General features: G+C 61.9%; 12 protein-coding genes and 1 tRNA gene. 4 read left to right on the top strand and 9 right to left on the bottom strand.

Annotated elements, in window-relative coordinates; all coding sequences use genetic code 11:
- Positions 1-35: 35 nt before the first annotated feature.
- The 3 genes from ispG to hemA all read right to left on the bottom strand — a co-directional run bounded on the left by ispG (position 36) and on the right by hemA (position 3,857).
- Complete coding sequence (ispG, locus tag ACWNZ3_RS08925; RefSeq protein ID WP_274577188.1) at positions 36-1,160, bottom strand: flavodoxin-dependent (E)-4-hydroxy-3-methylbut-2-enyl-diphosphate synthase; 1,125 nt, start codon at positions 1,158-1,160, stop codon at positions 36-38.
- Between the two features lie 79 nt (positions 1,161-1,239).
- Positions 1,240-2,511 carry a helix-turn-helix domain-containing protein gene (locus ACWNZ3_RS08920; RefSeq protein WP_274577185.1) on the bottom strand — a complete coding sequence of 424 codons (1,272 nt, stop codon included), beginning with the start codon at positions 2,509-2,511 and terminating at the stop codon, positions 1,240-1,242.
- 122 nt (positions 2,512-2,633) lie between these two features.
- On the bottom strand, positions 2,634-3,857 hold the full coding sequence (hemA, locus tag ACWNZ3_RS08915) for a 5-aminolevulinate synthase (protein WP_114276472.1): 1,224 nt from the start codon (positions 3,855-3,857) through the stop codon (positions 2,634-2,636).
- 246 nt (positions 3,858-4,103) lie between these two features.
- Between hemA and ACWNZ3_RS08910 the strand changes: the two genes are divergently transcribed.
- Complete coding sequence (locus tag ACWNZ3_RS08910) at positions 4,104-5,300, top strand: multidrug effflux MFS transporter (protein ID WP_496901863.1); 1,197 nt, start codon at positions 4,104-4,106, stop codon at positions 5,298-5,300.
- A gap of 343 nt (positions 5,301-5,643) precedes the next feature.
- Positions 5,644-7,014 (top strand): M20/M25/M40 family metallo-hydrolase, encoded by a 1,371-nt coding sequence (locus ACWNZ3_RS08905; RefSeq protein WP_496901862.1) that lies wholly within the window; start codon positions 5,644-5,646, stop codon positions 7,012-7,014.
- Positions 7,015-7,244: 230 nt separating this feature from the next.
- On the opposite strand, the gene ACWNZ3_RS08900 is transcribed toward ACWNZ3_RS08905, so the two are convergent.
- Entirely contained in the window at positions 7,245-7,490 is a 246-nt protein-coding gene (locus ACWNZ3_RS08900; protein WP_269366360.1) for a DUF1127 domain-containing protein, read from the bottom strand.
- A gap of 1 nt (position 7,491) precedes the next feature.
- The gene (locus ACWNZ3_RS08895) at positions 7,492-7,725 is read right to left on the bottom strand and encodes a DUF1127 domain-containing protein (protein ID WP_269366362.1); all 234 of its coding nucleotides are present in this window, start codon (positions 7,723-7,725) and stop codon (positions 7,492-7,494) included.
- 138 nt (positions 7,726-7,863) lie between these two features.
- Here ACWNZ3_RS08895 and ACWNZ3_RS08890 point away from each other — a divergent pair, with 138 nt between their 5' ends.
- On the top strand, positions 7,864-8,784 hold the full coding sequence (locus ACWNZ3_RS08890) for a LysR family transcriptional regulator (RefSeq protein ID WP_269366364.1): 921 nt from the start codon (positions 7,864-7,866) through the stop codon (positions 8,782-8,784).
- Here the strand turns inward: ACWNZ3_RS08890 and ACWNZ3_RS08885 are convergent.
- The 4 genes from ACWNZ3_RS08885 to ACWNZ3_RS08870 all read right to left on the bottom strand — a co-directional run bounded on the left by ACWNZ3_RS08885 (position 8,767) and on the right by ACWNZ3_RS08870 (position 12,554).
- Positions 8,767-9,723 carry a DMT family transporter gene (locus tag ACWNZ3_RS08885; RefSeq protein WP_496901861.1) on the bottom strand — a complete coding sequence of 319 codons (957 nt, stop codon included), beginning with the start codon at positions 9,721-9,723 and terminating at the stop codon, positions 8,767-8,769. The genes ACWNZ3_RS08890 and ACWNZ3_RS08885 overlap by 18 nt on opposite strands.
- Positions 9,724-10,138: 415 nt before the next feature.
- Positions 10,139-10,215: transfer RNA gene (locus tag ACWNZ3_RS08880), tRNA-Asp, on the bottom strand.
- Positions 10,216-10,355: 140 nt separating this feature from the next.
- On the bottom strand, positions 10,356-11,294 hold the full coding sequence (locus tag ACWNZ3_RS08875) for a pirin family protein (RefSeq protein ID WP_496901860.1): 939 nt from the start codon (positions 11,292-11,294) through the stop codon (positions 10,356-10,358).
- A gap of 558 nt (positions 11,295-11,852) precedes the next feature.
- Complete coding sequence (locus tag ACWNZ3_RS08870; protein WP_496901859.1) at positions 11,853-12,554, bottom strand: VIT1/CCC1 transporter family protein; 702 nt, start codon at positions 12,552-12,554, stop codon at positions 11,853-11,855.
- Between the two features lie 207 nt (positions 12,555-12,761).
- Here ACWNZ3_RS08870 and ACWNZ3_RS08865 point away from each other — a divergent pair, with 207 nt between their 5' ends.
- Positions 12,762-13,181 (top strand): hypothetical protein, encoded by a 420-nt coding sequence (locus tag ACWNZ3_RS08865; RefSeq protein ID WP_114276547.1) that lies wholly within the window; start codon positions 12,762-12,764, stop codon positions 13,179-13,181.
- Positions 13,182-13,184 lie beyond the last annotated feature (3 nt).

Raw genomic sequence — 13,184 nt, 5'->3', positions numbered from 1 at the left:
TGTCGATAGTAAATGAATGGTAAACTCTTACAGGTTTATTCCGCCGCCCTGACCTCTTGCGCTTCGATCTCGGCGGCGCGTTTTTCCACCTGTTCGACGATATGTTCGATCATGCCGTCATTGCCCAGCTTGTGGCTCTGCTTGCCGGCAAGATAGACCATGCCGGAACCCGCCCCGCCGCCGGTAAATCCCACATCGGTCATCAGCGCCTCGCCGGGGCCGTTGACCACACAGCCGATGATGCTGAGGCTCATGGGCGTCTTGATGTGTTCCAGCCGCTTTTCCAGCGCCTCGACGGTCTTGATCACGTCAAAACCCTGGCGCGCGCAGCTGGGGCAGGAAATGATGTTCACACCCCGGTGCCGCAGGCCCAGCGACTTCAGGATCTCATAGCCGACCTTGACCTCTTCCACCGGGTCGGCGGAGAGGCTGACGCGGATTGTGTCGCCGATGCCCATCCACAGAAGGTTGCCCAGCCCGATGGCCGATTTGATGGTGCCGGAGGTCAGGCCCCCCGCCTCCGTGATGCCAAGGTGAATGGGCGCATCCGTGGCCTCTGCCAGTTGCTGATAGGCCGCGGCAGCCATGAAGACGTCAGAGGCCTTGCAGCTGATCTTGAATTCGTGAAAATCGTTGTCCTGCAGGATCTTGATGTGGTCCAGACCGCTTTCCACCATCGCATCGGGACAGGGTTCGCCGTATTTCTCCAGCAGGTGCCGCTCAAGCGAGCCGGCATTCACCCCGATGCGGATCGAACAATTGTGGTCGCGCGCGGCCTTGATGACCTCGCGCACGCGCTTTTCGTCACCGATGTTGCCGGGGTTGATGCGCAGGCAGGCCGCACCCGCCTCTGCCGCCTCGATCCCGCGTTTGTAGTGGAAATGGATGTCGGCCACGATCGGCACGGAAACCTCCGGCACGATCTGCCGCAACGCCTTGGACGATGCCTCATCCGGGACCGAAATGCGCACGATATCCGCCCCCGCATCCGCCGCCGCCTGCACCTGAGCAATCGTCGCCTTCACGTCCGTGGTCAGCGTATTGGTCATGGTCTGGACGGTGATCGGCGCATCACCCCCGACGGGCACATTGCCCACCATGATCTGACGGCTTTTACGACGGTAGATATTGCGCCATGGACGGATGTGGTTGAGCGACATTACGGCTTCCCGGGGGTTGCGAATTCAAGGGGAACCTAGACACTCGGCCGCCCCTTCGCAATGGGGGCAGCCCGTTGTTCTACCGGGTCTGGCAGGGCATCGCTGCCAGCACGGCAGGGTCGATGTCGCTGCCCGCGAGGTCGGCGAACATCCGGCTCAGCGGCTGCTCCTTGGTCGGGTCAACCGGCGCGTAAAGTTCCGCAAGGGCTTCGTGATGCAGCGGCAGGTTCGATGTGATCGCACCGCGTGCGCCCACCGGACCGACACAGGCATCCGCCAGCGCGAAATACAGCGCACCGGATTCGCCCGTGCGCAGGGTTGGCGGCTCTTCCGTGGCGGGAATATCGTAGGTATCGCCCTTGTTCATCACCTTTTCAAAGATGACGGAGCCATTCGCAGCGGTCACACGCACCCAGGACGGATAGGCGGCAACCATGCGCACGGTCCCTGCAGCACCTTCCACAACCTGCGGGACAGCGCCACCCGGAGAGCCGGCGGCCCCCGGCTCGGCATCCAGCGTCAGTTCAGCGGTCTGGATCACGGCAGGTGACCCGATGGTGGACAGGTCCGGGAAATTCCCGACCGAACGCGGATCAATGGTGGAAATCGGGGCATCGCGGGCGACCAGTACCGGCACATCCAGCGCCTGCGGGCGATAGAGACGGTCCAGCGCATCGGCGCGGGGGGCCTCGATGGCGTCCGGCGCATCTGCGGAACCGCCGATCTCGGGCGCTGCTGACAGCGCGCCGTCAAGCGGATCAAGATCGGACAGGACAACCGGGGTCTGATCCACCGGCGCGACCTGCACGCGCTGCACTTCCTGCAAAACGCTCCACCCGCCAAAGCCGATGGCACCGATCAGCACGACAAGCACCAGCATCGACCCGACGGCAGAGGGTTCGATGCGGCTGAGGATACTGTCCGCGACGGGTGTGAAAGGCGTGTTCGGACGTGCGAAAAGATCCGCCTCGGACGGGCGTTTGCGACGTTCTTCAAAGCTGGGTTTCTTGATCACCGAAGCTTCGGCGGACATGCCATGCGCCACAGCAAAACCGGATTCGGCGCAAAAGGAGGTAAAGGCCTTGTCGGGGTCCATGTTCAGGTAACGTGCATAGGACCGCACGTAACCGGCGATGAAACCGGGTGTGTCAAAGGCATCCGGATCGGCATTCTCGATGGCAGCGATATAGGAGGCCTTGATCCGCAATTCCCGCTGAACATCCAGCAGGGATTTGCCCATTGTGGCGCGTTCACCGCGCATCACATCTCCCAGGCGAAGGTCAAAGTCGTCAAACCCTTTGGGTTCAACTATCTCGTCTTCTATGACCTTGGAGGACCAACGCCCGATCATAAACCATGCCCCGTAGTTTCTATGCCTGCAGCCTTAACCCGATATCGTGCAGCCGATTCGAGTCTGACCTTTTGTTAAGTCAAAACTAACACAAGGCAACGGGGAATACGAGTTTTTGCTGCTTACCCAGCGGCTTCGGCACGATTCAGCGCACAATGCGACCACAAACCGTCCATCGCATGTACCAGTGCATCCATTTCCCGCGGGCCGTGAACTGGTGACGGGGTAAAGCGCAGCCGCTCCGTGCCGCGCGGCACTGTGGGATAGTTGATCGGCTGCACATAGATGCCGTGGTCTTCCAGCAGCATGTCCGACAACAGCTTGGTATGGACCGGGTTGCCCACCATCACGGGCACGATATGGCTGCCGTGGTCGATGATCGGCAGGCCGAGGCCTTTCAGCCGCAGTTTCAATACCTTGGCCTGTTGCTGGTGCTTTTCGCGCAGATCGGTCGCGCGTTTGAGATAGGCGACCGAGGCCGCGGCACCCGCCGCAATCGCAGGCGGCAGTGAGGTGGTAAAGATAAAGCCGGGCGCATAGGACCGGATCGCATCGCACATCTTGGCAGAGGCCGCGATATAACCGCCCATGACGCCAAATGCCTTGGCCAGCGTGCCGTTGATGATGTCCAGCCGGTGCATCAACCGGTCGCGTTCCGCAACCCCGGCCCCGCGCGGGCCATACATGCCCACGGCATGCACTTCGTCGATGTATGTGAGCGCGCCGAATTCATCCGCCAGGTCGCAGATCGCCTCGATCGGGCCGAAATCACCATCCATCGAATAGATCGATTCAAAGGCGATCAGCTTGGGGGCTGCCGGATCGTCAGCCTCCAGAAGCTGGCGCAGATGGTCCACATCATTGTGCCGGAAGATCCGTTTTGCCCCGCCATTGCGGCGCACACCTTCGATCATCGAGGCATGGTTCAGCGCGTCGGAATAGATGATCAGGCCGGGAAACAGCTTGGGCAGCGTCGACAGGGTGGCGTCGTTGGCAATATAGGCAGAGGTAAAGAGCAACGCGCCTTCCTTGCCGTGCAGATCGGCAAGCTCCGCTTCCAGCCGCTTGTGATAGACCGTGGTGCCGGAAATATTGCGCGTCCCGCCCGAGCCTGCGCCGGTGGCCTGCAAGGCCTCTTGCATGGCTTCCAGAACGACGGGGTTCTGCCCCATGCCAAGATAGTCGTTGCCGCACCAGACGGTGATGTCCCGTTCGGCCCCGTCAGGCCGGGTCCAGATCGCATGGGGGAACTGGCCGTTGCGCCGCTCGATGTCGATGAACGTCCGGTAGCGACCCTCTTCGTGCAGACGCGCAATCGCCTCATCCAGCTTTGTTGTATAGTCCATGCGCCGCTCCAGTCCTGGCAGTCACGACCCCCGGCAAGGCACCAAAGATCCTGTTCTTTTTAGAACGAATATAGAAACACCCTTAAACATTCAACTTCTCAAGAGTGTACGTGGTGTCGCAGGGGGGCGACAGTCAGGAATGCCCTACCGGCCCGGCAGGGCGTTCCCCCAACGGTCGGCACGAAGATGTGAAGCATCGGAGATGTTGAGCATTGCACAGGCGGGCCGGTTGGGCGAAAGACAGGCATGAAATTTTCGAAACCAGCCCCTTCCCTCGTCGAATTCATTGTCTTGACCGCCCTGATGATCTCGCTGGTTGCGCTGACCACCGACATCATGCTGGCCGCGCTGGTGCTGATCGCAAGCGATCTGGGCCATTCCGACCCGCTGGACGGGCATCTGATCATCTCGGTCCTGTTTGCCGGATTTGCGGTGGGGCAGCTGCTGGTCGGGCCGCTGTCGGACAGTTACGGGCGCAAGCCGGTGATTCACATCAGCTATATCGTGTTCTGCATCGGCACGCTGATGTGCCTGCTGTCGCGCAGTTTCGAGGTCATGCTGGCGGGGCGTCTGCTGCAGGGCATCGGCATGTCCGGCCCCCGGATCATCGCGGTGGCCATCGTGCGCGACGGCTATGCGGGCCGTCAGATGGCGCGGATCATGTCCTTTGTCATGGCGGTTTTCATCCTGGTGCCCGCCATTGCCCCCAGCATCGGGCAGATCCTGATTTCCTTTTCCGGCTGGCGCGCCACCTTTACCCTCTTGCTGATCATGGCGGGCGTGACCTGGATCTGGTTCACCCTGCGCCAGGTCGAAACCCTGCCGGTGCAGGCCCGTCGCGCGCTGTCGGTCGGCAACCTGACCTCGGACATGAAGACGATCCTGACCACCCCTGCCGCCATCGGCTATACAGTCTGCGCCGGGATGATATTCGGGCCTTTCATGGCCTATCTCAGCCTGGCGCAGCAGATATTCCAGACCACCTATGACACCGGTCTGTCCTTTACGCTCTGGTTTGCAGCCGGCGCCTTCTCCATCGGGGTTGCTGCCATCGTGAACTCCGCCCTGGTCGAACGGCTCGGGATGCGGTTTCTGTCCAACATCGCGCTGACCGGGGTCATTCTCGGCGGCGGAGCCTTTGGCCTGCTGGCGCTGGCCACCGGCGGGCTGCCGCCCTTTGGCCTTTTCATCGCCTGGCTGGTGTTCAACTTTTTCTGCATGGGGCTGCTTTTCGGCAATCTCAACGCCCTGGCCATGGAGCCATTGGGACATATCGCCGGGCTTGGCGCCGCCGTGGTGGGCGCATTGTCCACCGCCATCTCGATACCCGTCGGCACCCTGATCAGCGAGAATTACACAGGCAGCCCGGCGCTTCTGACCCTGTCCTTTGCAAGCTCGGCCGCCCTGTGCCTGCTGCTGGGATGGGCCATCAACCGCCGCTAGGTCGTGTTGACATTCATTGTCGCCCACCCGCGCGAGACGGATTTTGCCGCTGGCGCCCTGATGTGAGCGCAGCAATGTGATCATTGGAAGTGAACATCCGGGATGGCAGAGGCAAAATCCGCCGCGCCCCGCAGGGGTTTCGCCAAAATTGCCCATTTCTGCGTTAAGAGAGCTTGAAATAGCTGGCTATTCCTGCGCTCTCTTGCCTGGAACTGAGCAATTTTGGACTGAAACGGGTGGGCGACAATGAATGTCAACACGACCTAGGCACCTGCCCCGTCTCTGGACACTGCCAGCCTGGCTGATACGGTCGCGCCAATCAGCCTGACAACCGGAGTACACCATGTCCCTAGACGCCGTCCTGGCCCGTATCGACGCCGAATTGCCCGCCGCAACCGACCGCCTGCTGGACCTTCTGCGAATCCCTTCCATTTCGACCGATCCCGCGTTCAAACCCGATTGCGACCGCGCCGCCGACTGGCTGGTCGCCGATCTGACCGCCATGGGCATCGACGCCAGCAAACGCCCCACGCCGGGGCATCCGATGGTTGTGGGCCACCTCGGCGACAGCGGCCCGCATCTGCTGTTCTATGGCCATTACGATGTGCAGCCCGTTGACCCGCTGAACCTGTGGGACCGCGACCCTTTCGATCCCGAAGTTCAGGACACCGCCAAGGGCAAGGTGATCCGCGGGCGCGGGTCTTCGGATGACAAGGGCCAGTTGATGACCTTTGTCGAGGCCTTGCGCGCATGGAAAGAGGTCGAGGGCGACTGGCCCTGCCGCATCACCTTTTTCCTGGAGGGCGAAGAGGAATCCGGCTCCCCTTCGCTGGTGCCCTTCATGCAGGAAAACGCCGAAGAGCTGAAAACCGACATCGCATTGATCTGCGACACCGGATTGTTCGAATCCCGGACCCCGGCCATCGTCACCATGCTGCGCGGTCTGCTGGGCGAGGAACTGACCGTGACCGCCGCCAACAAGGACCTGCATTCCGGCATGTACGGCGGCATCGCGATGAACCCGATCCGCGTGCTCAGCGGCATTGTCGCAAATCTGCACGACGAAACCGGGCGCGTCACGATTCCCGGCTTCTATGACGGCGTGCCCGAGCTTTCCGACGAGCTGGAAGCGCAATGGCAGGGCCTGGCCTTTGATCACGAAAGCTTCCTGGGCGATGTCGGGTTGAGCATCCCGGCCGGTGAACAGGACCGCACCCCGCTTGAGATGATCTGGTCCCGCCCCACCTGCGAGGTCAACGGAATCTGGGGCGGCTATACCGGCGACGGGTTCAAGACCGTCCTGCCCTCCATGGCCCATGCCAAGATTTCATTCCGCCTTGTCGGCACCCAGGACCCGCTGGCGATCCGGGAAAACTTCCGCGCAATGGTGCAGAACGCCCTGCCCGCCGATTGCGAGGTCACGTTCCACGGACATGGCGCCAGCGCCGCCTCCGGCGCCGATATTTCCGGGCCGATGTTCGAAAAGGCGCGCCAGGCGCTGTCGGATGAATGGCAGATCCCGGCAGCCTATATCGGTTGCGGCGGCTCGATCCCGATTGCGGGCCACTTCCAGCAGATCCTTGGCACCGAACCGATGCTGATCGGCTTTGGCAAGGACGACGACGCGCTGCATTCCCCGAACGAGAAATACGACATGGAGAGTTTCCACAAGGGCATCCGGTCCTGGGCGCGCATCCTGGATGCGCTGACCTGATATCAACGGGTATTGCGGGGGGTTTTGCGGGAAAACAGGGACCGACACGCTCGGGAGGAGGTGAGCGTGCCGGTCTGTATAACGGCTTCAGGGAGGAAGCACCGTTAAAGTCGGCACCGGTTGTCTCTGGGAGGAGCGAGACCGGTTGCCTGGCAACAGCGCGCGCAGCAATCTGGCGCACCGTTGATCTCTGGGCGCGGGCGTGCCGCGCGAAATTCCGTCAGACCTGCTTAAAGGCCGTCGTATTCGTAATCGATCAGATGGGCCGCATGACGCGGGATGTCCGCGCGGGTGATTCCCATTGCTTCAAGCTGCCGGTCGCTGCTTGCGTTCAGGACCGAAAGCATACGGCCGTATTGCATCATCTTGACGCCGCGCAGGACGGCTCTGCCAAATCCGCGTGCCAGTGTGCCCGGGAATTCCACGGCGCGTTCAAGGAATGCGCTCTGGGTGTTGATTGTGCTGTGATGTGCCATGTTAATTCTCCATGCCTGCTGCTTCCTTGGCAACGCGGCGGATGTGCGCGCGCGGGATGCCGAGGTCAGCCAGATCGCGGTCGGACAGGCCGACCAGTTCATTGACGGTGCGCCGGTAAATGGCGCGGCGCCGCTGGGCCAGTTTGAGGGCGGCGCCCAGATGCTGAAAACGAGCGCTCAGATAGGTGCCGAAACCCTGGACGAGCGGTTGGTTGCGATGTGTTGCAGTTGCCATTAAGACCACTCCTTTTCTTGATTATGCTGCGATGCAGTATATGTTTATGCTGCAATGCAGAGATAGTTCGCAACCAGCCGGATTAGTACCCGTCAAATGCGCATAGGGGCTATGCCCAGCAGGAAAGGTTCAGGCGTCATGGACGTTTCATCGCAGATGTTGGCCTTTGTCCGGGTGGTCGAGACGGGCAGCATTTCCGCAGCCTCTCGGGCCAGCGGGCAGACCCCTTCGGCGGTCAGCAAACAGATCGGCCATCTGGAGGATCACGTGGGCCACCGCCTGTTGCGCCGCACCCGTGCAGGCGTGTCGCTGACCGAAGAGGGCAAGCGGTATTACGAGAAATGCCGCGCCGTGGCCGAGAAATTCTACGAGGCCGAAGATTACATCAACAGCTTCAGCGCCGCGCCCTCCGGCCTGCTGCGCGTGGCCTCAAGCGTCGCTTTCGGCAAGGCACAGCTGATGCATGTCCTGCCCGAATTCCTGGAGAAATACCCGGACATCAAATTCTCTCTCGAACTGACCGACCGGACCATCGACATCGAGGAAGAAAGCTATGACGCCGCCATCAGCTTTGCCGAGCAGCTGACCAACCCCAATGTGATCGTGCGGCGGATCATGCGCAACGAACGCATCCTGTGCGCCGCACCCCGTTTCATCGCGCGCCACGGCGCGCCTGCCACCTTTGCCGAACTGACCCGGTACAATTGCCTGCGCACCTCCAACGCGCGCGGACGCAACGCCTGGCATGCGGAACTGGACGGTATCCGCTATTCGGTGGAAGCGGACGGCAATTTCGAGGGCAACAGCGCCGATGCGGTCTTTATCGCGGCGCTGTCCGGCCTGGGGATCGCACGGCTCTCCACCTATCTGGTGGCGGACAAGATCGCATCGGGCGAACTGGTCCGGTTGTTCCCGGAATACACCCAGAACCATGCGGATGTCGCCGTCAGCTATGCGCAGAAACGCAACCTGTCGCCCAGCATCCGGGCCTTCGTGGATTTCCTGGTGGCCCGTTTCGACCACCGCGAACGGCGCGCGATGTCAAACGCGGCGGACTGACTTGCGCTGCCCTTCGCGCACAAAGACATAGATGCCCGACCCGATCACCACCGCGGCCCCGGCAAAGACCATCGGCGCGGGCCATTCGCCAAAGATCGTCCAGCCCCAGAACAGCGCATAGATCAGCAGCGAATATTCGAAAGGCGCCACCGCCGAGGCCGGGCTCAGCCGGTAGGCCTGCGCCATGAGATAGCCCACGGCGGCGGCCACCAGCCCGAGCAATGTGATCGGCAGGACATCCGCCATGGGCGGCCAGATCCAGGCCCGCAGCAGGAACCTGATGCTTTCATTCTCTGTACTTGCGGCAAAACGCCCGTCTCCCGCCACCACAAAGACGCAGAGGCTGACGGCGATAAAGGCGATCTGCATGTGCAGCGCCAGCGCCGAGGCGCGGCTGGTGGCCCCCAGCTTGCGGGTCAGCACCGACATCATGGCATATCCCGCTGCCGCCAGTATTGGCAGGATCACCACCCAGCCCAGGGCGCCCTCCCCGGTGCCCAGTTGCGACGTCATCATCAGCAGCACGCCCCCGAACCCCAGCCCGATCGCCGCAAAACGGCGCGGCCCGACCTTTTCACCCAGAATCGGGATCGACAGCAGCGTCACGAACAGGGGTGCCACGAAATACAGCGCATTGGCCGTGGCCAGCGGCATCGCCACGATAGCGGCATAGATCATGGTGTTTGCAAAGACGAGCAGCAAGGCCCGCAGCAGGTGCAACAGCGGCCGCCCGGTGCGCAGCAGGCTCCAGCCCCCCTCCATCCTCAGCAGGAACAGGGTAAAGACCAGCCCGACCAGCGCGCGGAACATCACAAGCTGGTGCAGCGGATAGCCCCCCGACAGGGATTTGATCAGCATGTCGTTGACGGAAATCAGGAACATCCCCGCCAGCATGCAAAAGATGCCCAGCCGGGCATGGGGAATGGCGGAAACGTTCATGCCCCTTCTTACACGCTGGAATTAAGCAATGTTAGGCTCTGGACCCATTAATCTTAAATGCTCAGCGGCGATTTCACGAAATTTCAATGGTTTGGGGCGTGCAGCCAATAGTGGCTCTATTTGCAAGCGCCCCAAGACGTTGAAATGAAGTGAAATCGCCGCCCTTCGGGTTTGACGGATTTTCCCGCAGCCAGCGTCACATCTGCTTGAAATAGAACCACTATTCCTGCGCAGATGCTTCTTGTCTGCGAAAAAATCTGTCAAACTGAGCACATAAGATTAATGGGTCCAGAGCCTATGACCCTGCAGGGCACTGCCCCGGTGACGGGCGGTCAGGCGCCCCGCCCCGGACCCATCTTCAAACTTTTGATCCAAAAGCAAAAAGGCCCCCGAAAGGGAGCCTTTTATGCAGCGGTGGCGCGGTTGACGGGGCTCGAACCCGCGACCCCCGGCGTGACAGGCCGGTACTCTAACCAACTGAGCTACAACCGCCCACTGCAGCTTCGGAGCAGGCCCCGAAGCGTTTGGTGGTAATATGAGCGTGGGCGCGAGGCGTCAAGACGCAAACCCGACGAAAATGCAGAAATATTCACCAGCGTCAAAACAACCGCCGTCGCGCCGCATCCCTGCCCCTAGCGCGCAGGTGCCGGGATGAATTCGGCATCGTCGCCGGGCGGCAATTTGAAACGGCCATGCGCCCAGTCACCCGCACGCCAGGCTTCCTTGGCGGCGTCGATCCGGTCTTTCGAGGAGGCGACGAAATTCCACCAGATGTGACGCGGCCCGTCCATGGTGGCCCCGCCCAGCAACATGACCCGCGCGCCCTGTTCGCCTGCACGCGCGCTGATCCGGTCGCCGGGGCGAAAGACCAGCATCTGGCCCGCGTCGAAATCCTGTCCGCTGACCGTGACGGACCCGGAGACGACATAAAGCCCCCGGTCCTCGTGATTGTCCGGCATCGGGATCGAGGCCCCCGCCTCCAGCAGCGCATCGGCATAGAAGGTCTCGGAAAAGACCCGGACCGGCGCCGTCTCGCCATAGGCATCGCCGAGGATCAGGCGCACCTGTTTGCCCTCGCCTTCCAGCAGCGGCAGCTCTCCCTTGGCCGCATGTTGGAAATCGGCGGCTTCATCCTCGTATTTCCTGGGCAGGGCAACCCAGGTCTGCAGACCGAACAGGCTGTGCGGCGCCTTGATCATGTCGCCATCGGCACGTTCGGAATGGGTGATGCCGTGGCCAGCCACCATCCAGTTGACCGCCCCCGGTTCGATCCATTGATCGGTGCCCAGCGAATCGCGGTGGTGGATCTTGCCCTTGTAGAGATAGGTCACCGTCGCGAGGCCGATGTGCGGATGCGGGCGCACGTCGATCCCCTTGCCGGTCAGAAACTCGGCCGGCCCCATCTGGTCGAAAAAGATGAAGGGGCCGACCATCTGCCGTTTCGGCGCGGGCAGCGCGCGGCGGACTTCAAAGCCGCCCAGGTCGCGGGCACGGGGGACAATCACGGTTTCAATGGCATCCACGGCATCGCCGGTGGGACAATCGGGGTCGAGTGCGGGGTTCCAGCTCATATCGGGCTCCTTTTGCTTGCTTGGAAGGTAGGCGCGGGAGGCGGGTTTGCAAAGCGCGATTGAATGCACATGGTCTGTGCAGGATGTGCGCATAGGATGGCAGCACAACGGGAAAGCACACGCGTGCCAAACCGGCAATTCCCGCCCTGCACCTGTTGTCACAGCCTCATCTGACAGAGGCGGGTTCCCCGCCGGGAACCCAACATATTGTTACAGCGTTTCGGGATAAACTTGAAACATCCAACATCACTTTTCGCGTAGGGCCGAAGGGAGAGGCAGCGAACAAGTGATAAAGGTATATCCCGAAGCGCTATAGTCACCCGGACTCAAAGTTCAGTTCATTGAATACAGCTCTCAACGGCAGGTTCGCACCCGACCCCGAGGGCGGCCCACCATTTGGCGAGGCATCTCCATCTTTCCGTACTTTGCAGCATCTTGCGAGGTCGAAGTTTCGCACCCGCCCTGGGGGGCGGGGTCGGGTGCGAACCGGATCGCAAGCGATCCGGGGGCAGTGGGAAATGTAACGTATTTTGGGCTCAGGGGTCTAGACGCTACAGATCAGCCGAGACTGACGCCAAAGACCATGCCGACACCGGCGGTCACCGCCATGGCCAGCGCACCCCAGAACATGACCCGCGCCGCGCCCCTGATCAGCCCGGCACCGCCCACCACAGCCCCAAGCGCGCCCAGCACGGCAAGGGCCACCAGCGTTGTCAGCGCGACCACAAGACCGATCCGCGCATATCCGGCAAGGGCCGCGGCGATCAGCGGCACCACCGCACCTGCCGCAAATGTCACGGCAGAGACAAGCGCCGCCTGCACCGGCTGGGCCGCAGCCGTGTCGACAATGCCCAGTTCGTCCCGCAGATGCGCGCCCAGGGCGTCTTTCTCCGTCAGTTGCACTGCGACCTGCCGCGCCAGCGCCGGCTCCAGCCCGCGTTCGACATAGATCTGGGTCAGCTCATCCAGTTCCGCCTCGGGCGCGGTCTGCAATTCCTGCCGTTCGCGCAGGGTGTCCGCCGCCTCGGTGTCCGCCTGCGAACTGACGGAAACATATTCCCCCGCGGCCATCGACATGGCACCCGCCACCAGCCCCGCAAGGCCCGCAATCAGGATTTCGGGCCGCCCGGAGCCTGCCGCGGCCACCCCCACCACGATGCTGGCGGTCGAGACCAGCCCGTCGTTGGCGCCCAGCACGGCGGCACGCAGCCAGCCGATGCGGTGCACCAGATGCACTTCGGAATGGGCTGAATGGTTCATAGCGCTTCCTTGATCCGGTCCGGGGCGTGACTTGCCCGCTTCTGTCAGGGCATAACACGGCGTTGCGCCGGACCGCCAGAACACGGCAGCAAAAGGCCCATCCGCCAGCGCGACCCCCCGCGCCCCTTGCCAGAGGGCGGAATTCCATGTTCATGTATCATAGGGGTCCCGTGCCCCGAAGTATATTTAAACGGAACGAGGTATGTCATGTCCCGTCTTTTGAAATCAATTGCCCTGACCACTTCGCTTGCCCTATTCAGCGCCGGCACAGCCTGGGCCGCCGATCCGGTCCAGCAGCATAATTCCAACGCCGTCTGGTTCGAGAACTGGATCGGGCTGAGCAACGCCAGCATGGTTGTCGCCGCCCCCAACGGCAAGATCACCGAAATCTTTGCAAAATCCGGCACACCGGTGTTCGAACTGCAACCGGGCGAGGTTCAGGATGGCGTCTATCGCTATGAATTGCGCGCCGCGACCGAAGAAAAGCAGGAGATCGTGAACCCCATCGACAACGGCCGGGGCGAGCTGCAGACAGAATCCTTTGTGCCCTTCTACCGCACCGGTGCCTTCTTTGTGGAACGCGGCGTGATCGTCACGCCGAAAGAGGTCAAGGAAGAGGAAGGCTGAACG

This window comes from Sulfitobacter sp. IGS-18, from assembly GCF_059628195.1.
The sequence above is the reverse complement of the archived record's forward strand: the minus strand, read 5'-3'. Positions and strand labels throughout refer to the sequence as shown.

Excerpts from the sequence above, each read along its gene's own strand:
- ispG (WP_274577188.1), bottom strand. The coding sequence starts at position 1,160 with ATGTCGCTCAACCACATCCGTCCATGGCGCAATATCTACCGTCGTAAA.
- ACWNZ3_RS08920 (WP_274577185.1), bottom strand. The coding sequence starts at position 2,511 with ATGATCGGGCGTTGGTCCTCCAAGGTCATAGAAGACGAGATAGTTGAA.
- hemA (WP_114276472.1), bottom strand. The coding sequence starts at position 3,857 with ATGGACTATACAACAAAGCTGGATGAGGCGATTGCGCGTCTGCACGAA.
- ACWNZ3_RS08910 (WP_496901863.1), top strand. The coding sequence starts at position 4,104 with ATGAAATTTTCGAAACCAGCCCCTTCCCTCGTCGAATTCATTGTCTTG.
- ACWNZ3_RS08905 (WP_496901862.1), top strand. The coding sequence starts at position 5,644 with ATGTCCCTAGACGCCGTCCTGGCCCGTATCGACGCCGAATTGCCCGCC.
- ACWNZ3_RS08900 (WP_269366360.1), bottom strand. The coding sequence starts at position 7,490 with ATGGCACATCACAGCACAATCAACACCCAGAGCGCATTCCTTGAACGC.
- ACWNZ3_RS08895 (WP_269366362.1), bottom strand. The coding sequence starts at position 7,725 with ATGGCAACTGCAACACATCGCAACCAACCGCTCGTCCAGGGTTTCGGC.
- ACWNZ3_RS08890 (WP_269366364.1), top strand. The coding sequence starts at position 7,864 with ATGGACGTTTCATCGCAGATGTTGGCCTTTGTCCGGGTGGTCGAGACG.
- ACWNZ3_RS08885 (WP_496901861.1), bottom strand. The coding sequence starts at position 9,723 with ATGAACGTTTCCGCCATTCCCCATGCCCGGCTGGGCATCTTTTGCATG.
- ACWNZ3_RS08875 (WP_496901860.1), bottom strand. The coding sequence starts at position 11,294 with ATGAGCTGGAACCCCGCACTCGACCCCGATTGTCCCACCGGCGATGCC.
- ACWNZ3_RS08870 (WP_496901859.1), bottom strand. The coding sequence starts at position 12,554 with ATGAACCATTCAGCCCATTCCGAAGTGCATCTGGTGCACCGCATCGGC.
- ACWNZ3_RS08865 (WP_114276547.1), top strand. The coding sequence starts at position 12,762 with ATGTCCCGTCTTTTGAAATCAATTGCCCTGACCACTTCGCTTGCCCTA.